Raw genomic sequence first — 19893 nt, 5'->3', positions numbered from 1 at the left:
AAGATGGCAACAGAAATACTCATGCCCGCCCTGTCCCCCACGATGAAGGAGGGCAAGGTCGCGCGCTGGCTGCGCAAGCCGGGCGAGGCCATTGCGGCTGGCGACGTGATTGCGGAAATCGAAACCGACAAGGCCACGATGGAAGTCGAGGCCGTGGATGAAGGCATCATGGGCCGTATCCTGATCCCCGAGGGGACGGAAAACGTGGCCGTCAACACGCCCATCGCCATCTTGCTGGCCGAAGGCGAGGACGCGGACGCGCAGCCCGCCGCGGCATCCCCCGCCACGGCGGCCCCGAATGCGGCGGCCACGCCTGCCGCCCCGCCATCCTGTGGCCCGGTGCCTGCCGCGCCCGGCGCGCCGCCCGTGTCGGCCCAGCCGGAAAAGGACTGGGGCGAGACTGCCGAGATCACCGTGCGCGAGGCCCTGCGCGACGCCATGGCCGCGGAACTTGCGCGGGACGGGGACGTGTTCCTGATCGGTGAGGAAGTGGCCCAGTACCAGGGGGCCTACAAGGTCTCGCAGGGGTTGCTGGACCAGTTTGGTGAAAAGCGGGTGATCGACACCCCCATTACCGAACAGGGCTTTACCGGCATGGCCATCGGGGCCGCGCTGACCGGGCTGAAGCCGATTGTGGAGTTCATGACCATGAACTTCGCCATGCAGGCCATTGACCAGATCATCAATTCCGCCGCCAAGACGCGTTACATGTCGGGCGGGCAGATGTCGTGCCCCATCGTGTTCCGTGGCCCCAATGGCGCGGCCGCCCGCGTGGGTGCGCAGCATTCGCAGTGTTACGCAAGCTGGTACGGCCATGTGCCGGGGCTGAAGGTGGTCGCACCCTGGTCGGCGGCGGATGCCAAGGGCCTGCTGCGCGCGGCCATCCGTGATCCCAACCCGGTCATCTTCCTTGAAAACGAAATCCTGTACGGACAGCGTTTTCCCTGCCCGGTGGACGAGGACTTCATCCTGCCCATCGGCAAGGCGAAGATCGAGCGCGCGGGCACGGATGTCACCATCGTCACCTTCTCCATCATGGTTGGCACGGCGCTGGAAGCGGCGGCGAAGCTGGCGGAGCAGGGGATCGAGGCCGAGGTCATCAACCTGCGCACCATCCGCCCGCTGGATACCCAGACCGTGGTGGACAGCGTGAAGAAGACCAGCCGCCTGGTCACGGTGGAGGAAGGCTGGCCGTTCGCGGGCATTGGCGCTGAAATCGCCATGCAGGTGATCGAACATGCGTTTGACTACCTTGATGCGCCGCCGGTGCGCGTGACCGGGGCCGACGTGCCCATGCCGTTCGCCGCCAACCTTGAAAAACTCGCGCTGCCCAACCCGGACTGGATCATCAATGCCGTCCGGCAGGTTGTGTGAAGGGGGATCGCACGATGTCCATCAACATCCTGATGCCCGCCCTGTCGCCCACCATGAAGGAAGGCAAGCTGGCCCGCTGGGTCAAGGCGGAAGGCGAGGCGATTGCCGCGGGCGACGTGATCGCGGAAATCGAAACCGACAAGGCCACGATGGAAGTCGAGGCCGTGGATGAAGGCGTGCTGGGCCGCATCCTGATCCCCGAGGGGACGGAAGGCATCGCCGTCAACACGCCGATTGGCATACTGGTGGCCGAAGGCGAAAGCGTGCCGGATGCGCCCGTATCCGCCCCCGCGGCCCCGGCGGCGGCAACGCCCGCTTCCGCGGCGGCACCCACCGCAACCCCTGCACCGCAGGCCGCGCCCGCTGCGCCCCCGGCGGGCAGGGGCAGGCGCGTGTTCGCGTCCCCGCTGGCGCGCCGGATCGCGGCGGGCAGGGGCATTGACCTGTCCACGCTGAAGGGCAGCGGCCCCAACGGGCGCATCGTGCGCCGCGACGTGGAACAGGCGGCCGCGGCCCCGGCACAGGCACCGGCACCGAAACCCGCAGCCCCCGCCGCACCGGCAGTGGCAGCCGCCGGGTATGAAAGCGTGCCGCATTCCACCATGCGCAAGGTGATCGCGCGCAGGCTGACGGAAGCCAAGACCACCGTTCCGCATTTCTATGTGGAAATGGATGTGCAGCTTGACGCGCTGCTGGCCCTGCGCAGCCAGCTTAATGCCGCCGCCCCCGACGAGGGACCGGGTGCGTACAAGATCTCCGTCAACGACATGCTGGTGAAGGCCGCCGCCATAACGCTGCGCCGCGTGCCCAGGGTCAACGTGGCGTACAGCGATGACGCGATGCTGGTTTATGACGACGTGGATATTTCCGTCGCCGTTTCCATCCCCGATGGCCTGATCACGCCCATCGTGCGCAATGCCGACACCAAGGGCCTGCGCCAGATCAGTCTGGAAACACGCGACCTTGTGGCCCGCGCGCGCGCCGGCAAGCTGAAGCCGGAGGAATTCCAGGGCGGCACGTTCTCCATTTCCAACATGGGGATGTACGGGGTGAAGGCGTTTTCCGCCATCCTCAACCCGCCACAGGCCGGTATCCTCGCCATTGCGGCGGGTGAGCGCAGGCCGGTGGTGAAGGGGAATGAAATCACCATCGCCACCGTCATGACCGTGACCCTGTCGGTCGATCACCGCGTGGTGGACGGCGCACTGGCGGCGGAATGGGTTTCGGCCTTCCGCAACGTGGTTGAAAACCCCATGAGCCTTGTGGTCTGAGGAAACGGTTTGATGAGCACCACGCAATTTGATGTCATTATCATCGGTGGCGGGCCGGGCGGCTATGTCGCGGCCATCCGCGCGGGCCAGCTTGGGCTGAAGGTCGCGGTGGTCGAGGCGGCGCAGCTTGGGGGCATCTGCCTCAACTGGGGCTGTATCCCGACCAAGGCGCTGCTGCGCGCGTCCGAAATCAACCACCTGCTGCACAACCTTGGCGAATTCGGGTTTGCGGCGGACAATGTGCGTTTTGACTTCGCCAGGGTGATCAAGCGGTCGCGCAATGTCGCGGCACAGCTTTCCGCCGGCGTCGCCCACCTGCTGAAAAAGCACAAGGTCACGGTCGTCAACGGCTTTGGCAGGCTGGCGGGCGCCACGGGCGGGCAGCGCAAGGTGTCGGTCAGCGTGGATGGAAAGGAAACCGCCACCCTGACCGCGCCCAACGTGGTCGTGGCCACGGGCGCGCGTGCGCGCGTGCTGCCGGGTCTGGAACCCGATGGCAGGCTGGTCTGGTCCTACCGTGAGGCGATGGTGCCGAAAGAACTGCCGCGCAGCCTGCTGGTGATCGGGTCGGGTGCGATCGGGGTCGAATTCGCCTCCTTCTATCGCAACATGGGCGCGGAGGTGACGATTGTGGAAGTCGCCGACCGCATCCTGCCGGTTGAAGATGCGGAAATCAGCGCCTTTGCCCGCAAGGCGCTGGAAAAGCAGGGGATGAAGATCCTGACCGGGGCGAAGCTGGGCGCGATCCGCAAGGGCGACAACGCCGTCACCATCGACGTGACCGTGGATGGCAAGGTGCAGCAGGTCATGGTGGAGCGCGTGATCTCGGCGGTCGGCATTGTCGGCAATGTCGAGAATATCGGCCTGGAAGGCACCGCGATCGAAGTGGACCGCACCCATATCAAGGTTGATCCCTATTGCCGCACGGGGGAAAAAGGGGTGTACGCCATTGGCGACATCGCCGGCGCCCCGTGGCTTGCGCACAAGGCCAGCCATGAAGGCGTGATGGTGGCCGAACAGATCGCGGGCCGCACCGTCCACCCGATCAACCCGCTGAACATTCCCGGCTGCACCTATTGCCGCCCGCAGGTGGCGTCCGTCGGCATGACGGAAGAAAAGGCGAAGGCGGCGGGCCACAAGCTGCGTATCGGGCGTTTCCCGTTCATCGGCAATGGCAAGGCGATCGCGATGGGGGAGCCGGAGGGCATGGTCAAGACCATATTCGACGACGCCACCGGCGAATTGCTGGGCGCCCACATGGTCGGCGCCGAAGTGACCGAGATGATCCAGGGTTACGTCATTGCCCGCACCGGGGAACTGACGGACGCGGAACTGAAGGAAACCATCTTCCCGCATCCCACCATATCGGAAACCATGCACGAAGCGGTGCTGGCGGCCTATGACGGGGCATTGCATATCTGATTGATAAACAAGGAAAAGTTTTTGGATGCCGCCTTTTTTCAAAAAGGCGGCGTTCCCTGGGGCTTCCTGCAAAAAGCCCCACCAGAAACTTCTGACTGTCCGGCAGGCAGGGGGGCAGGCGCGCTGATCGTGCGGTTGTGATCCCCTGCCGGGACGAAGGCGGCAAGAACGCTTGACGTGGTGGGGCAGGCGTTACACTTCTGGTTATCTGCCTGTTTACGGGAATTTTTGCGTCATGTCCGTGCGTTTGATGATCGATCACCGGAAGAAAGGGGAGGCCGCGCAGCGGCACCCGGAAAAGGCACACCGGCCCGACAACCCCATCGCGCGCAAGCCCGAGTGGATACGCGTGCGCGCGCCCAACCACCCGACCTATCACGAGACGCGCAAGCTCATGCGCGACAACAGGCTGGTCACGGTGTGCGAGGAAGCGGCCTGCCCCAATATTGGCGAATGCTGGTCCCAGCGCCACGCCACCATGATGATCATGGGGGAAATCTGCACCCGCGCCTGCGCGTTCTGCAATGTCACCACGGGCCTGCCGCATGCGCTGGATGCGGACGAACCGCAGCGCGTGGCCGACGCGGTGGCGAAGCTGGGCCTGCGGCATGTTGTCATAACATCGGTGGACCGCGACGACCTGCCCGATGGTGGCGCGCATCACTTCGCGCGCGTGATCGCGGCCATACGCGCCGCCGCCCCTGACACCACCATCGAAATCCTGACCCCGGACTTCCTGCGCAAGCCCGGCAGCCTGGAGGTCGTGGTGGCGGCGCGGCCTGACGTATTCAACCACAACCTGGAAACCGTGCCCCGGCTGTATCCCTCCATCCGGCCCGGTGCGCGGTATTACCAGTCGATGCGCCTGCTGGATGACGTGAAGCGGCTGGACCCGTCCATCTTCACGAAATCGGGACTGATGCTGGGACTGGGCGAAGAACGGCCCGAAATACTTCAGGTCATGGATGATCTGCGGATTGCGGACGTTGATTTCATCACACTGGGGCAATATCTCCAACCAACAGTGAAGCATGCTGCGGTGGCACGGTTTGTCACGCCCGGGGAATTCGACGATTATGCGGGCATGGCCCGCGTGAAGGGGTTCCTGCAGGTCAGTTCCTCGCCACTGACACGGTCGTCGTACCATGCGGATTCTGATTTTGCGGAATTGCGCGCCGCACGTGAACAACGCCTGCGGACAGAACGTGGCGCAACGGAGATGAAGTGATGCCCACCCATGCCGAACGTCGGCTTATCGCCTATACCCCCAGCCAGCTTTTTGATCTGGTGGCCGACGTCGGGAAATACCCCCAGTTCCTGCCGTGGTGCACCAGTGCGCGCGTGCGCACCCGCACGGCGGATGAACTGGTGGCCGACCTGACCATTGGCTTCGGTCCCTTCCGGGAGACGTTCACCAGTCGCGTCCTGCTGGAAGCGCCCGACACCATTCGCGTCAGTTATGAAAAGGGACCGTTCCGTTACCTGAACAACGTGTGGACCTTCACCCCGGAACCGCGTGGCTGCCTGGTCGATTTTTTCGTGGATTTCGAATTCCGCTCCCGCCTGTTGCAGGCGGCGATCGGCGTGGTGTTCAACGAAGCGGTGCGGCTTATGGTCTCGGCCTTCATCCGCCGGGCGCGTGACATCTACGGCCCGCCGCCCGCCGTCGCCGCACCGCAGCAACCCGTTGGCCCGGCCAAGGCCGGGAACGCCTGACGGCCCCCCTTACGTAAAACCGGACAGGGAAATACCCAATCATGAAAACCATTATGACCGCCATGGCAGGGGGCGTGCTGCTGTGCATGGCGCAGCCTGCGTTCGCAGCACCCGCGCCGTCGCACCACGCGGGCAGGGAATCCGTTGCCGCCAGCGACGCGGAAACCGCCGACCTGAATGACCAGAGCCTGCAGAAGGCCCGTGCCTCGCTCAAGACCGCGCCGCCCGCGCCCGTGGCGGCCCCCGGCCACCCGGTCCAGGCCGAGGGCACGGGCCAGACCGCACCGGCCATCCGCGTGCCTGAAACGGGCAGCACGGTCGCCGGATATTAATAAACTGCTTGAAAACAATAAAAGTTTCCGGACGTCGCCTTTTTTCGAAAAGGCGGCGTTTTTCGAAGCATTTTGAAAAAAGCTTCACCAGGAACTTTCATGACGGCCTATTCCGCCGACAGGCGCCCCGCATGGTCCAGCAGCAGGGCCAGCGCCGTGCGCACGGCCTGCGTGCGTACATCCCACCGTTCCCCCGCGAAAAGATGGGACACCGTATCCACCGTGCCGCTGGTGGCCACGGCAAACCAGACCAGGCCCACCGGCTTGCCCGCTGATGCCCCGCCGGGACCGGCAATGCCGGTAATGGCGACGGACAGGTTGGCGTCGGGCGCATGGGCCAGCGCGCCCTGCGCCATGGCGGCGGCGACTTCGCGGCTGACCGCGCCGTACTGTTCCAGCAGTTTCGCGGGCACGCCCAGCGCATGGGCCTTCATGCTGTTGGAATAGGTGACAAATCCGCCGCACACCACGTCAGACGATCCGGCGGCTTCGGTCAGGGCGGCCGCCAGCAGGCCGCCGGTGCAGCTTTCCGCCGTGACAATCCGGCAGCCCGCCGAACGGAAGCGGGCCAGCGCGTCGGGCATGTGGGCAAGGAATGTATCAGGTAGCATCCGGTATGGTCTCCTTTCCCACCCTAACGCATCACGCCAGGAAACGGATGCCTGTCAGGATGATGCCTGCCATGATTCCGGCCACGATATCGTCCCCCATGATGCCCATGGCGTCATGCCTGCGGTCGAACCAGCCCACCGGGCCGGGCTTGGTAATGTCAAACAGGCGGAACAGGGCGAAGGCCAGCAGCAGCCACAGCACGTCCGCCCACCGCAGGGCGGACAGGCGCAGGGGGGCCAGCGGGAACATGGCCAGCCACATGCCCGCGACCTCGTCGATCACGATCCAGCCGTGATCCTCCCCGTTGGAGGCAAGCTGCGTCGCGCGGTAGCCCACCGCCGTGCATACCAGCACCGCCAGCGCCATCCAGATCCAGTGGCCCAGCAGCGGCACCCCCACGATCAGGGCGGCCAGCGACCCCACCGTGCCCGGCGCGCGCGGGGCGAACCCCGTGCCGCCAAAACTTGCGATCAGGTGGGACAGGGGACGCGCCATCAGCCGTGGCCCAGCGCCGGATCGGTTGCCTGGTAAATGGCCATGTTCTCCTCCACCCGTTCAACGTAGTTGCGTGTCTCCCCGAAGGGGATGCTTTCGATCCAGTCCAGCATGGCGTCCGGCTGGGGCGTGTCACGCGCGGGGTTGCCCAGTGTCATAAGCCAGGTATCCGTGCGGTGCGGCCCCGCGTTGTAGGCCGCGGCCACGTACGGCACGGCGCCGCCCATGCGCTGCGCGATATCCGCAAGGAACGCCGCCCCCAGCCGCATGTTCAATTGCGGGTCCGTCAGGCTGGCCGCGCTGACATTCACGTTCAGCCCGGCCTTGCGCGCGACTTCCCGCGCCGTGGGAACCAGCAGCTGCATCAGGCCCACCGCGTGGGCGGGGCTGACCACGCCCGCGTCAAAGCCGCTTTCCTGCCGTGCCACCGCCAGTTCCACATCGGCGGGCAGGGTGGATGTCGGCGGGTCATAGGCACGCGGCCAGCCTTCATGCACCAGCGTCAGCCCGTCCCTGCCCGCCAGGCGGGCCACCATCACGGCGGCATCGGGGATACCCAGCCGGGTGGCCATGCGCGCGGCCAGCACGTGCTTCATCGGGCCGGTATCCTGCGCATCAAGGGCAAGGATGAAGTCACGGGCATGGTGCCGGTCGCCCCACGCCACCAGTATCTCGGCCGCGCGGGCCAGGTCGCTGGTGTCGAAATGCACGGAATCGGCCACGGCGGGCGTAGGTTCACGTTCGCGCAGCAGGTAGCCGCGGATCTGGCGGCCCGCCTGGTCGGGCACGATCAGCTGGTTCATGCTGTCGCCCGCCAGCCGTTCAATGGCCATCTGCCCGTAAAACGTGTTGGCCAGCGCCGCCGCCTGCTGCCACTGCGCCTTTGCCGGTCCATGGCGTCCCTGCGCCCACAGCGCGCGCCCGGCCCAGTACAGCCCGCGACTGCGGGTAATGACGGGCACCGCCTGCGCCAGGGGCGTGAAGTCCGCCAGCGCGTGGTCGGCGTCATGCAGGTATTCCAGCCGGATCCACCCGGTCAGGAACAGGGCGTCGTAATGCGTGGCCGACCCGGTATCGGCGCTGTCATTGGCCATGAACAGCGCGTCATCCGTGCGGTGGGCCAGCAGCAGGTCGCGCGCCATGGCGTCGCGTTCGCGCCAGAAAACCGCGGCGACCGCCGGGGTCTGATGCTTTTCGGTTTCCACCCCACGCGCATGCCACAGGGCCAGTGCCTCATCCAGCCGCTGCGCATGGTGCAGCCAGCGCAGGCGGTCCAGCACCAGTGCGCCATCGGCCTGCTGTTCGGGCGGGAGGGTGGCCAGCGTGTTTTCGGCATCGGGGTCATTGCGGCGGAAGGCCAGGCGGGCGCGTGCGACGGGCTGCTGGCCGGTGTCCAGCATGGGGACCTGCCGTGTCGCCGCATCGATCCGGCCCGCGCGTTCCTGCCGGTCGAATCGCAGCCAGTGGTCCTGTGGCGTCAGCACGGGGCCGAAGGCGGACAGCATGGCCTGCGCATCGGGCTGCGTATCCGCGCGGTTGACCCATGCCACCCGCGCCCAGCTGTCCAGCGCCGCGGGGCGGGGCGTTGCACGCGCGCAGCGCACCAGCGCATGCACGTCCGTCAACTGCTGGCGGTCGCACAGCGCGCCTGCCACCGCGTCATCGGGTTCGGCCACCAGTTTTTGCTGGAAACGCGCCAGCAGCAGCGCGCGCTGCGGCCATGACGGGTTTTCGTCCACGAACGTCGCATATTCCTCCGCCGTGCCGCTGCCCGACAGCAGGCGCAGGTAGACCAGCAGCTTCGCCGCGACGGGATCATCATCGGCATTGCCGGTCGCGGCCTGTCCCGGCGTGGGCCAGTTGCCCTGCGGCGCGGCGGGGGCAGGGGCCGCATGCAGCGGGGACGCAGCCAGCAGCAGCGCCAGCCCCGCGGCAAGGCCCTGGGCCGCGACGGGGCCGGGAGCAGCCCGGCGCGGCATTACGCGGCCCCTCCCACATGGGTCCAGATCTCGCCCCCGCCCTTGACGATCAGTTCGATCGCCACCGCCAGCACCACCAGCAGCCCGACCCACGAAATCCAGCGATAGCGTTCCAGCAGGCGCGCGATCAGCGACGCCGCCACCGCCATCAGCACCACCGATATGACCAGCCCCGCCACCAGCACGCCCATGTGCTCGCCCGCGGCGCCAGCCACGGCCAGAACGTTATCAAGGCTCATGGACAGGTCGGCCACGATGATGCGGATGATGGCGTTGCGCAGGGACGCAGGTGCGGGGGTGTCGCCTTCGGCATGGGCGTCGCCGCGCATTTCGCGGTACATGCGCCAGCACACCCACAGCAGCAGAAGCCCGCCCGCCAGCGTCAGCCCGATGATGGCCAGCAGCCTGACCGCCACCAGCGCCAGGCAGATCCGGATCACCGCCGCCCCCAGCACGCCGCACAGGATGGCGATTCGGCGCGAGGCGTGCGGCAGGTTGCGCACCGCCATGCCCACCACGATGGCGTTGTCCCCCGCCAGCGTCACGTCAATCAGGACAACCTGCGCCAGCGCGTAAAGGGAGGAGGCGGAAAAAATGGCGGACATGGGCAGATACGTTCCTGGGACAATGGGCCATGGCGGGGATGGCGCGGGGTTTCACAATCGCTTTATGCCGTTTGCCGCCCGCATCATGCAAACACACCCGTTCCGGCGCGTGATATATGCCACGTTATGAATCACAGGTGAATATAAGGGAGACGCACGCGGCAGAATTGGCTAGGAAGGCCGCCTGATCCTGTATTGTCCGTTTGCTGCAAGGAAGCCCGAGAACATGGTACCGCGCTATACCCGTCCCGTCATGGCCGCCATCTGGTCGCCCGAGAACCGTTACCGCATCTGGTTCGAGATCGAGGCCCTGGCCTGTGAAGCCATGGCGGAATACGGCGCGATCCCGGCCGAGGCCGCAAAGACCATCCGCACGAAGGGCGACGCCGCCATGGCCGCCTTTTCACAGGCCGATCTGGACCGCATTGATGAAATCGAGGCCGAAACCCGCCACGACGTGATCGCGTTCCTGACGTGGCTGGCGGAAAAGGTGGGGCCGGACAGCCGCTTCGTGCATCTGGGCATGACATCGTCCGACGTGCTGGACACCTGCCTGTCGGTGCAGATGGTGCAGGCCACCGACCTGCTGCTGGCCGACCTTGACGCGGTGCTGGTGGCGCTGAAGCGCCGGGCGTTCGAACACAAATACACCCTGACCATCGGCCGCAGCCACGCAATCCATGCCGAACCGACATCATTCGGCCTGAAGATCGCGGGGCATTACGCCGAATTCGCCCGTAACCGTGAACGCCTGCTGCGCGCGCGCGACGAAATCGCCGTCTGCGCCATTTCCGGCGCGGTGGGCACCTATGCCCATATCGACCCGCGCGTTGAGGAATATGTGGCCGCGAAGCTGGGCCTGAAGCCCGAAGGCGTGTCCACGCAGGTCATCCCGCGCGACCGGCATGCCGCGTATTTCTGCGCGCTGGCCGTGATCGCCAGCGGGATCGAGCGTCTGGCCACCGAAGTGCGCCACCTGCAGCGTTCGGAAGTGCGCGAGGCGGAGGAGTTCTTCCACAAGGGGCAGAAGGGTTCGTCCGCCATGCCGCACAAGCGCAACCCGGTGCTGTCGGAAAACCTGACGGGCCTGGCCCGCCTCGTGCGCTCGCACGTCATCCCGGCGCTGGAAAACGTGGCGCTGTGGCATGAACGTGACATCAGCCATTCCTCGGTCGAGCGCAACATCTGCCCCGATGGCACGATCGGGCTGGACTTCGCGCTCATGCGGCTTGCGGGGATGATGGAAAAGCTGGTGGTCTATCCTGACCAGATGCAGGCCAATATCGACAGCCTCGGCGGCGTGGTGCATTCGGGCGAGGTGCTGCTGGCGCTGGCGCGCGCGGGCATCCTGCGCGAGGATGCGTACCGGATCGTCCAGCGCAACGCCATGGAGACGTGGACCAGGCTGGGCCGCAAGGATGCGAAGACCTTCCGCGAAAACCTGGACGCCGACCCCGAGGTCGCGGGCCGGGTGCCGCCCGAAGTGCTGGACGCGGCCATGGACAGCAATGCCCACCTGCGCCAGATCGACCATACCTACAGCCGCGTGTTTGGTGAGCCGGGCCCCGCGCGGGCCTGACCACACGGACCACACCGTGGCCTGACGCAAACAACAGCAGGATATCAAGGCGTGTGCACAGTCGTCATTTCCCACGACCCGGCCCAGGAATGGCCGCTGCTGATGGCGGCCAACCGTGATGAACGCCTTGACCGGCCTTGGCTGCCGCCGGGGCGGCACTGGGTGGACCAGCCCGATGTCGTGGGCGGGCAGGACCAGGTCGCGGGCGGGTCGTGGCTGACGCTGAATGACGCGGGTGTCGTGGCGGGCATCATGAACCGCGTGGGCAGCCTTGGCCCGATGCCGGGCAAGAATTCACGCGGGGCGCTGCCGCTGCTGGCCGGGCGCTTTCCCACCGCGCGCGACGCCGTGGCGCATATCGCCACGATCGATGCGGGCGCGTGGCGGTCGTTCAACATGATCGTGGCCGATGGGGACAGCGCCTTCTTCATCCGTGGTCCCGGCTATGGCCGGCCACAGGTCGAACCGCTGGCGCCGGGCGTGCACATGGTCGCCACCACCGACCCCGATGACATGGCCATGCCGCGCATCGCCCGCCACCTGCCGCGTTTCCGCGCGGCCCGGCGCCCGGTGCCGCCGCAGTGGACGGCGTGGACCACGCTGCTGGCCGACCGTTCGCTGCCTGCGGGCAGCGAACTGAACATCCCGCCGCGTTCGGGCTTTGGTACCTGCAGTTCATCGGCCATCGGGGTGGCGCGCGATGGGCGGCATTCATGGTTTTTCGCCGCCGGCGCCCCGGACCGCGTGGGCTACCAGCCCGTCAACCTGTCGGCCCCGGGCGCGCGGGCAGGGTAAATATGGTATCTTCCGGGCCGGATCGCTGCTATGCCATGCGCATCATCAGGGATCATGCCGACAACGGATCCCGCAGATCAGGGGAGGGGCCGCTCCCGGCCCGTCCCCGCAGCGTTATGTGAAGGACGAGTATGGGCCGCCGCCGCCAGCTTTACGAAGGAAAAGCCAAGATCCTTTTCGAGGGGCCCGAACCGGGCACCCTCGTGCAGTATTTCAAGGATGACGCCAGCGCCGGCAACGGCGCGAAAAAGGGCGTCATCACCGGCAAGGGGGTGCTGAACAACCGTATCAGCGAACACCTCATGCTGCGGCTGCACGATATCGGGATTCCTACCCATTTCATCCGCCGCCTGAACATGCGCGAACAGCTGATCCGCGAAGTCGAGATCATTCCGCTGGAAGTCGTGGTGCGCAACGTCGCGGCGGGTTCGCTGTCCAAGCGGCTGGGCATTCAGGAAGGCACGCGCCTGCCGCGCCCGATCATCGAATTCTATTACAAGAACGACGCCCTGAACGACCCGATGGTGAGCGAGGAACACATCACCGCGTTCGGCTGGGCCTGCCCGCATGACATGGAAGACATCGTGTCGCTGAGCATGCGCATCAACGACTTCCTGTGCGGCCTGTTCATGGGCATCGGCATCATCCTTGTCGATTTCAAGCTGGAATTCGGCCGCCTGTTCGAAGGCGACAACATGCGTATCGTGCTGGCGGATGAAATCTCGCCCGATAACTGCCGCCTGTGGGACGCCAAGACCAGCGAGAAGCTGGACAAGGACCGTTTCCGCAAGGACATGGGCAAGGTTGAGGAAGCATATCAGGAAGTCGCGATGCGCTTGGGTATCCTGCCCGAGGCCACGAATTCCGACATGAAGGGACCGGAGGTAATGCAATGAAGGTGCGCGTGACCGTCATGCTGAAGGAAGGCGTGCTCGACCCGCAGGGCAAGGCGGTGGAACACGCCCTGCACGTGCTGGATTTCAAGAATGTGGGCGAAGTCCGCATCGGGCGCGTGATCGAACTGGACATTGACGAAACCGATCGCGAACGCGCCCGCGCGCAGGCCGACGCCATGGCGCGCGCGCTGCTGGCCAACCTTGTGATCGAGGACTTCACGACGGAGGTCGCTGGATGAAGATCGCCCGCCTTCTTGCCCTTGGCTGCGTCATGGCCGTTGGCCTGCCCGCTTCCCATGCGTCCGCCCAGCGCCTGTCGCGCCTGACGGGCGAGCAGCTTGGATCGCTGTGCACCAAGCCCGCCGGTACCGGCATCTGTGACGCCTATATTTCCGGCGTTGCCGATTCCGGCGCCCTTGACCACCTGTTCGAGCGTAATGCCGAAAAGGACGCCAAGGACGTTTCGGCCTTCTGCATAACCCCCGCAACCCCCACGGCGGACATGCGCACCAAGGTCGTAAGCTGGATGAAGGACCACCGTGACACGCTGTCCCGCCCGGCGGGGGAGGCCGTGTTTACCGCGCTTCATGAATCCTATCCCTGCGGCGGCGGCAAATGAAGGCGGCGATTGTAGTTTTCCCCGGCACCAACCGCGAACGTGACATGGCCATCGCCCTGCGCGGCGTGACCGGCCAGGCGCCGGCCATGGTGTGGCACCGGGAGGCGGCGCTGCCCGCGGGCACTGACCTTGTGGTGCTGCCCGGTGGCTTCAGTTATGGCGATTACCTGCGCTGTGGCGCGATGGCGGCGCATGCCCCGATCATGGCGGCAATCCGTGAATTCGCGGCCAAAGGCGGGCATATCCTGGGCGTATGCAACGGGTTCCAGATCCTGACCGAAGCGCAGCTGCTGCCCGGCGCGCTGCTGCGCAACGCGGCGCTGCGCTTCCTGTCGCAGGACTGTTTCCTGCGCGTCGAGCGCAACGACACGCCGTTCACCCGCCACTGGGCGAAGGGCGATGTGTTCCGCACCCCCATGGCGCATGGTGATGGCAATTACATCGCCAGCGCCGACACCATCCGCATGCTGGAGGACACGGATCGCGTGGCCTTCCGTTACGTGGCCGGAGATGGCCGCGTGGATGAAGGCGACCCGCAGCTGAACCCCAATGGTTCCATGAACGCCATTGCCGGCGTGTTCAGTGAAAACCTGCGGATCTGCGGCATGATGCCCCACCCGGAGGATCTGGTTGATCCGCTGATGGGGGGCGAGGACGGAAAACCCCTGTTTACGGGACTTGTGGAGGCACTGGTCGGATGAGTGCAAAGTCACCGCGCCCCGTTGATGCGGCACTGGCGCGCGAATTCGGCCTGACGGCGGAAGAATACGGCAATGTCCTGTCGATCATGGGCCGCACGCCCACGTTTACGGAACTGGGCATTTTCTCGGTCATGTGGTCCGAACACTGCTCGTACAAATCGTCGCGCGCGTTCCTGAAAACCCTGCCGACGACGGCCCCGTGGGTCATCCACGGCCCCGGTGAAAACGCGGGCGTGGTCGATATCGGCCACGGGCTGGCGGCCATCTTCAAGATGGAAAGCCATAACCACCCCTCCTTCATCGAACCCTACCAGGGGGCGGCGACGGGTGTGGGCGGCATCCTGCGCGACGTGTTCACCATGGGCGCGCGTCCCGTCGCCAACCTCAACGCCCTGCGTTTTGGCGACCCCGACAACCCGCAGACCCGCCGCATCGTGGATGGCGTGGTGCGCGGCGTGGGCGGCTACGGCAACTGCGTGGGCGTGCCCACCGTGGGGGGCGAGATCAACTTCCACCCCGCATATGATGGCAACCCGCTGGTCAACGCCATGACGGTGGGTGTCGCGCGGCAGGACCGCATCTTCCTGTCGGCCGCCGCCGGTGTGGGCAACCCGGTGATCTATGTCGGGTCCAGGACCGGGCGTGATGGCATTCACGGGGCCACCATGTCGTCGTCCGAGTTTGACGAGGACGCGCTGACCAAGCGCCCGACCGTGCAGGTGGGCGACCCGTTTGTCGAAAAGCTGCTGATCGAGGCCTGTCTGGAACTGATGGCGACCGACGCCATCGTGGCCATTCAGGACATGGGGGCTGCCGGCCTGACCTCGTCCGCTGTTGAAATGGCGGGCAAGGGCGGGGTCGGCATCGACCTTGACCTTGATAACGTGCCGCAGCGCGAACGCGGCATGACGGCCTATGAAATGATGCTGTCCGAAAGCCAGGAGCGCATGCTGATCGTGCTGCGTCCCGACCGCACGGAACAGGCCCGCGCCATTTTTGACAAGTGGGAACTGGATTTCGCCGTCATCGGCCACCTGACCGATACCGGCAACATCGTGATCCGCCACAAGGGCGAGGTCGAGGCCGACATTCCGCTGGCCCCGCTGGCGGATCAGGCCCCGGTCTATCACCGCCCGACCGCGCCTGCGCTGAAGCCGCAGCCGATGGAACGGATCATCGATCCCGTGGGCGTGGAACAGGCGCTGATCCGGCTGATCGGCTGTCCCGACCTTGCATCGCGCGCGTGGGTCTACAACCAGTACGACAGCACGGTGGGCGGCCAGACGGTGCGCCGTCCCGGCGCGGCCGACGCCGCGATCATCAAGGTCGAGGACACGCAGATCGGGCTGGCCCTGACCACCGACTGCACGCCGCGCTACTGCCGCGCCAATGCGAGGCTGGGTGGTGCGCAGGCCGTGGCCGAGGCATGGCGCAACATTACCGCGACCGGCGCGCGCCCGCTGGCGGTGACCGACAACCTCAACTTCGGCTCGCCTGAAAAGCCGGAGGTGATGGGCCAGTTCGTCGATGCCATCGCGGGCATGGGGGAAGCCTGCCGCGCGCTGGACTTCCCGGTCGTCAGTGGCAATGTCTCGCTGTACAACGAGACCCGCGCGCCCGACGGCACGTCACAGTCCATCCTGCCGACCCCCGCCATTGGCGGCCTGGGCGTGCTGGAGGACGTGCGCACGGCGGTCGGGCTGGAAATGCCCGATGGCTGCGATGTCATGCTGCTGGGTGAGACGAAGGGCCAGCTTGGCCAGTCGATCTGGCTGCGTGAGATCCTTGGCGCGCAGGACGGGGAACCGCCGGAACTGGACCTGGCCGCCGAACGGCGCAATGGCGATTTCGTGCGTGGCCTGATTCAGGACCGCACCATCATCGCCTGCCATGACGTGGCCGATGGCGGCGTGCTGGTGGCGGTGACCGAGATGGTCATGGCGGGGCAGGCGGGCTGCGTCCTGGATGCGCCGCAGTCGGGCATGCGGCCCGAAGCCTTCTGGTTTGGCGAGGACCAGTCGCGTTACGTCGTCGCCGTGCGCGACGGGCAGGCGCTGGCCACCCTTGCGGCAAAGGCGGGTGTGCCATGCCGCAGGCTGGGCCGTTCGGGGGGCGAGGGTTTGACATTGCCCAGCGGGTCCACAATATCCAAGGCACGTCTGCTCGCGGTACATTCCGAATTCTTTCCGCGACTGATGGACCGATAGGGCAGGAGTTTTAAGCCAGATGGCAATGACGGCACAGGAAATCGAAACCTATATCCGCGAAGCCCTGCCTGATGCGAAGATCCAGATCGATGATCTGGCGGGCGACGGGGACCACTACGCCTGCCGTGTCGTGAGCGAGGCCTTTCGCGGCCTGCCACGCGTGCGGCAGCACCAGCTGGTCTATAACGCGTTGCAGGGGCACATGGGCGGCAAGCTGCACGCCCTGGCCCTGCAGACGCAGACCCCGGACTGATCACGGATTCTTACCCCCAACGCAGGAAACGAAAACAATGGCTGAAACAATCGCACAGCGCATCCAGGCGCAGATCGACGCCAACCCCGTCATGCTGTACATGAAGGGCGACGCCAACTTCCCGCAGTGCGGCTTCTCCGCGCGCGTGGTGCAGGTGCTCAAGCACCTTGGCGTGCCGTTCAAGACCGAGAACGTGCTGGCTGATCCCGAACTGCGGCAGGGCATCAAGGATTTCTCCAACTGGCCGACGGTGCCGCAGCTTTACATCAAGGGCGAATTCGTTGGTGGCTGCGATATCGTGACGGAAATGTACCAGACCGGCGAGCTGGAAAAGCTGCTGGCGGAAAAGGGCATCGCCACCGCCGCGGCCTGAGTGCCTGCGCACCATAATATGGTGGATCGGGACGGGCGGGACAGAAATGTTCCGCCCGTTTCCCGTTTTGTGGACAACATCCCTTGCGTCGCGCCCATGCTTTCGCCTAGCTTCGTGCAGGTTTGAAAAACAAGGGGGCCTGATGCGCTACAGCGACTTGCGTTTTGCTACAATGTTACTGCTTGGCGCAGGTCTTGTTGGCAGCATCATAACCCCCGCCCACGCCCGTACCCACGCCGTGACGGACATGGAAGCCGACCGGCTGACACTGGGCGCGCTGACGGCGGCCCCGCCGCCGGTCCGGCATGTGGCCTATGCCCGTCGCGCGGGTGGCCATGGTGGCCATGGCGCCCCGGTCGTGATGGCGGCGAACCACAGTTCGGCGGCCCATACGCGCCGTACCATGGTCCATGCCATCGTCTATCACCCGCATGGCACGGTGGCCCACCACATCCACCCCACGGCGGCCCGCCACCGCACCTGATCCCGGGCAGCGGCCTCAATACTGCCTGAAGGCGTCCGGTATCCATTCCACGACATTGCCCGGCAGCACCGCGCACAGATCGAAGCGCATGCTGTCGTAAACCCAGTGCGGGTTGGCCGCGCATAGAAATTGCGCGGCGTTCATGATGCGCGCCACCTGCGCCGGGCGGATGGCTTCGCCCGCCGCCAGCAGGGACGGGCGTGCCTTGACTTCGGCAAAGATCAGGCAGCCTGCCTGCAGCGCCACGATATCCACTTCCCCCCATCGCGTGCGCGCGCGGTGCAGCAGCACCTGTCCGCCACGGGCCTGAATATCCGCGATCGCCAGCCGTTCCGCCGCCATGCCATCAGCGCAGGCCCGCCTGCCGCGCCGCTGGCGGTGGAGGGGAGCGGGGACAGCATTACGCATTGTCATGCTTTGTTTTTCCTGCGGCTGGCATGGGTGTGTAAAACCCGGCTGGTAGGATATAGCAGGCAGCACGACCGGGCTTTGTCGGCCATGGGGAAAACGCCGCGGGCCGCGACAGGATGTGCGACATGCTTCTTCATTTCCTGACCATATGGGATCTTTGCCTGCTGCTGGCGCGCGTGTCCATCATCGCGGCGGTGGTGGTGCATGTGCTGCTGACCAAGCGCGATGTCGGGGCGTCCATCGGCTGGATTGGCGTGACCGTGCTCATGCCACTGACGGGTGGGGCGCTGTACCTGATGTTCGGCATCAACCGCGTGCACCGGCGCGCGCGGCGCATGGCGGGACAGCACCCGTGGCGCAGCCGCACCATGTCGTCGCAATGGCGGCGTGACGAATCCGGGGCCTTCGCGCCGCTGGCCTCCATGGTGGGCAAGCTGACCGGCCGCCCGCTGCTGGGTGGCAACGCGATCATGCCCATGCATGATGGGGACACCGTCTATCCCCGCATGCTGGATGCCATAAACGGCGCGCGGCACAGCGTGCTGATGTGTTCGTACATCTTCCGTGACGACCGGATCGGGCGGCAGTTCTGTGACGCGCTGGTCGCGGCCCACAGGCGGGGCGCGCAGGTGCGCGTGCTGGTTGATGGCGTGGGATCGGGATATTTCAACTGTGGCGTGGGGCGCATCCTGCATGACGCGGGGGTGCCGGTGGGGCGGTTCATGCATTCCATGCTGCCGTGGCGCATGCCGTTCATCAACATGCGCGACCACAAGAAGATACTGGTGGTGGACGGGCTGACCGGCTTCATGGGCGGGCTGAACATTGGCGTGGAAAACATTGCCGCATACCATCCCCGCCACCCGGTATCGGACACGCATTTTGAACTGAAAGGCCCGGTCGTCCACCAGTTGAGCGAGGCCTTCGCCCGCGACTGGGCCTTTACCCGGGGCGAGGAACTGACGGCGGACATCTATTTCCCGCGTCAGGACAGCCACGGCCCCAGCCTGAGCCGCGTCGTGACCGCGGGCCCGGACATGGATCTGGAAAAGATCGAATACACCATGCTGCAGGCTTTCACCCTGGCGCGGCGTAGCATCCGGATCATGACGCCGTATTTCCTGCCCGATGACCGGTTCCTGACCGCACTTGCGCTTGCGTCCATGCGCGGGATCGAGGTGGATATCGTCGTGCCGTGGCACAGCAACCATACCGTGCTGGACTGGGCGCGGTCGGCCAACCTGCCGCGATTCCTTGATTCGGGATGCCGGATCTGGCTGGCGCGGCCGCCGTTCAACCATTCCAAGCTGATGGTGGTGGACCGGCACTGGTCATTCGTCGGCAGTTCCAACCTGGACGTGCGCAGCCTGCGGCTGAACTTTGAAATCAACCTGGAAGCCTATGACGGGACGCTGGCGGCCAGGATTGATGATTTCATCGCCACCCACCGCCATGTGCGCCTGACGCACCATGACCTTGACCGCCGTTCCTTCCCGCTCAAGATGCGGGACGCGGCGGCGCGGCTGTTCCTGCCTTACCTGTAGGGCGGGGTGAATTGACAGGGTCGGGCGGGCATGCCTACCATTGCATATGAGCAATAAAGGTTTCCGGGTGCCACCTTTTTTCAAAAGGACGGCGTCTTCCGAAGCTTGTTGAAAAAAGCTTCACCCAAAACCTTTGCCACTTTCCATCAACGGCTTTCTCTGAAGCAGTCCCTTATGGCCATGCCACATATATCGCGTGTCGCATGTTCCTGATCCTGCCATTAT

Annotated in this window: 22 protein-coding genes; 17 read left to right on the top strand and 5 right to left on the bottom strand. The window is 65.6% G+C overall.

Features of this window, described 5'->3' with window-relative positions:
* The first annotated feature begins 3 nt into the window (after positions 1–3).
* The 6 genes from S101446_RS05770 (at position 4) to S101446_RS05745 (ending at position 6115) form a co-directional block, all read left to right on the top strand.
* Entirely contained in the window at positions 4–1374 is a 1371-nt protein-coding gene (locus S101446_RS05770) for a pyruvate dehydrogenase complex E1 component subunit beta (protein ID WP_010507945.1), read from the top strand.
* A gap of 14 nt (positions 1375–1388) precedes the next feature.
* On the top strand, positions 1389–2645 hold the full coding sequence (locus S101446_RS05765) for a pyruvate dehydrogenase complex dihydrolipoamide acetyltransferase (RefSeq protein ID WP_087607868.1): 1257 nt from the start codon (positions 1389–1391) through the stop codon (positions 2643–2645).
* A gap of 12 nt (positions 2646–2657) precedes the next feature.
* Positions 2658–4067, top strand: a complete 1410-nt coding sequence (gene lpdA / locus S101446_RS05760; protein WP_087607867.1) for a dihydrolipoyl dehydrogenase — start codon at positions 2658–2660, stop codon at positions 4065–4067.
* 235 nt (positions 4068–4302) lie between these two features.
* Positions 4303–5295, top strand: coding sequence for a lipoyl synthase (gene lipA, locus S101446_RS05755; RefSeq protein ID WP_026018572.1), 993 nt, complete (start codon positions 4303–4305; stop codon positions 5293–5295).
* Positions 5295–5783: a type II toxin-antitoxin system RatA family toxin gene (locus tag S101446_RS05750; protein ID WP_010507951.1), complete on the top strand. Its 489-nt coding sequence runs from the start codon at positions 5295–5297 to the stop codon at positions 5781–5783. The genes lipA and S101446_RS05750 overlap by 1 nt, the downstream gene beginning before the upstream one ends.
* Before the next feature lie 41 nt (positions 5784–5824).
* On the top strand, positions 5825–6115 hold the full coding sequence (locus S101446_RS05745; protein WP_010507952.1) for a hypothetical protein: 291 nt from the start codon (positions 5825–5827) through the stop codon (positions 6113–6115).
* Positions 6116–6222: 107 nt separating this feature from the next.
* Here S101446_RS05745 and S101446_RS05740 read toward each other — a convergent pair whose 3' ends face one another.
* The 4 genes from S101446_RS05740 to S101446_RS05725 are packed head-to-tail and all read right to left on the bottom strand — an operon-like array spanning position 6223 to position 9806.
* Entirely contained in the window at positions 6223–6726 is a 504-nt protein-coding gene (locus S101446_RS05740; protein ID WP_019085548.1) for a CinA family protein, read from the bottom strand.
* Positions 6727–6757: 31 nt separating this feature from the next.
* The gene (locus tag S101446_RS05735) at positions 6758–7222 is read right to left on the bottom strand and encodes a phosphatidylglycerophosphatase A family protein (protein ID WP_010507954.1); all 465 of its coding nucleotides are present in this window, start codon (positions 7220–7222) and stop codon (positions 6758–6760) included.
* Positions 7222–9201 carry a lytic transglycosylase domain-containing protein gene (locus S101446_RS18610; protein WP_087607866.1) on the bottom strand — a complete coding sequence of 660 codons (1980 nt, stop codon included), beginning with the start codon at positions 9199–9201 and terminating at the stop codon, positions 7222–7224. Before S101446_RS18610 ends, S101446_RS05735 begins: the two co-directional genes overlap by 1 nt.
* Positions 9201–9806, bottom strand: coding sequence for a YjbE family putative metal transport protein (locus tag S101446_RS05725; protein WP_010507956.1), 606 nt, complete (start codon positions 9804–9806; stop codon positions 9201–9203). The genes S101446_RS18610 and S101446_RS05725 overlap by 1 nt, the downstream gene beginning before the upstream one ends.
* 226 nt (positions 9807–10032) lie before the next feature.
* Between S101446_RS05725 and purB the strand changes: the two genes are divergently transcribed.
* The 10 genes from purB to S101446_RS05675 all read left to right on the top strand — a co-directional run bounded on the left by purB (position 10033) and on the right by S101446_RS05675 (position 17713).
* Complete coding sequence (gene purB, locus S101446_RS05720) at positions 10033–11385, top strand: adenylosuccinate lyase (RefSeq protein WP_019085550.1); 1353 nt, start codon at positions 10033–10035, stop codon at positions 11383–11385.
* 51 nt (positions 11386–11436) lie between these two features.
* A complete protein-coding gene (locus S101446_RS05715) occupies positions 11437–12180 on the top strand; it encodes an NRDE family protein (protein ID WP_010507960.1) in 744 nt (247 codons plus the stop codon).
* A 131-nt stretch (positions 12181–12311) separates the two neighbouring features.
* Positions 12312–13076 (top strand): phosphoribosylaminoimidazolesuccinocarboxamide synthase, encoded by a 765-nt coding sequence (gene purC, locus S101446_RS05710; protein ID WP_010507961.1) that lies wholly within the window; start codon positions 12312–12314, stop codon positions 13074–13076.
* Positions 13073–13315 (top strand): phosphoribosylformylglycinamidine synthase subunit PurS, encoded by a 243-nt coding sequence (gene purS / locus S101446_RS05705; RefSeq protein WP_010507962.1) that lies wholly within the window; start codon positions 13073–13075, stop codon positions 13313–13315. Before purC ends, purS begins: the two co-directional genes overlap by 4 nt.
* Positions 13312–13695, top strand: coding sequence for a Rap1a/Tai family immunity protein (locus S101446_RS05700; protein WP_010507963.1), 384 nt, complete (start codon positions 13312–13314; stop codon positions 13693–13695). The genes purS and S101446_RS05700 overlap by 4 nt, the downstream gene beginning before the upstream one ends.
* The gene (gene purQ, locus S101446_RS05695) at positions 13692–14396 is read left to right on the top strand and encodes a phosphoribosylformylglycinamidine synthase subunit PurQ (RefSeq protein ID WP_087607865.1); all 705 of its coding nucleotides are present in this window, start codon (positions 13692–13694) and stop codon (positions 14394–14396) included. The genes S101446_RS05700 and purQ overlap by 4 nt, the downstream gene beginning before the upstream one ends.
* On the top strand, positions 14393–16603 hold the full coding sequence (purL, locus tag S101446_RS05690) for a phosphoribosylformylglycinamidine synthase subunit PurL (protein WP_087607864.1): 2211 nt from the start codon (positions 14393–14395) through the stop codon (positions 16601–16603). The genes purQ and purL overlap by 4 nt, the downstream gene beginning before the upstream one ends.
* Positions 16604–16622: 19 nt before the next feature.
* Entirely contained in the window at positions 16623–16856 is a 234-nt protein-coding gene (locus S101446_RS05685; protein WP_010507967.1) for a BolA family protein, read from the top strand.
* Positions 16857–16893: 37 nt separating this feature from the next.
* A complete protein-coding gene (gene grxD, locus S101446_RS05680; protein ID WP_010507968.1) occupies positions 16894–17229 on the top strand; it encodes a Grx4 family monothiol glutaredoxin in 336 nt (111 codons plus the stop codon).
* A 142-nt stretch (positions 17230–17371) separates the two neighbouring features.
* Positions 17372–17713, top strand: a complete 342-nt coding sequence (locus S101446_RS05675) for a hypothetical protein (RefSeq protein ID WP_010507969.1) — start codon at positions 17372–17374, stop codon at positions 17711–17713.
* Positions 17714–17728: 15 nt separating this feature from the next.
* Here S101446_RS05675 and S101446_RS05670 read toward each other — a convergent pair whose 3' ends face one another.
* A complete protein-coding gene (locus S101446_RS05670; RefSeq protein ID WP_244184540.1) occupies positions 17729–18127 on the bottom strand; it encodes a YraN family protein in 399 nt (132 codons plus the stop codon).
* Positions 18128–18249: 122 nt separating this feature from the next.
* Here S101446_RS05670 and S101446_RS05665 point away from each other — a divergent pair, with 122 nt between their 5' ends.
* The gene (locus tag S101446_RS05665; RefSeq protein WP_010507971.1) at positions 18250–19668 is read left to right on the top strand and encodes a phospholipase D-like domain-containing protein; all 1419 of its coding nucleotides are present in this window, start codon (positions 18250–18252) and stop codon (positions 19666–19668) included.
* Positions 19669–19893 lie beyond the last annotated feature (225 nt).

This window comes from Komagataeibacter europaeus, from assembly GCF_002173515.1.
In the GTDB taxonomy this organism is placed as follows: domain Bacteria; phylum Pseudomonadota; class Alphaproteobacteria; order Acetobacterales; family Acetobacteraceae; genus Komagataeibacter; species Komagataeibacter europaeus.
The sequence above is the reverse complement of the archived record's forward strand: the minus strand, read 5'-3'. Positions and strand labels throughout refer to the sequence as shown.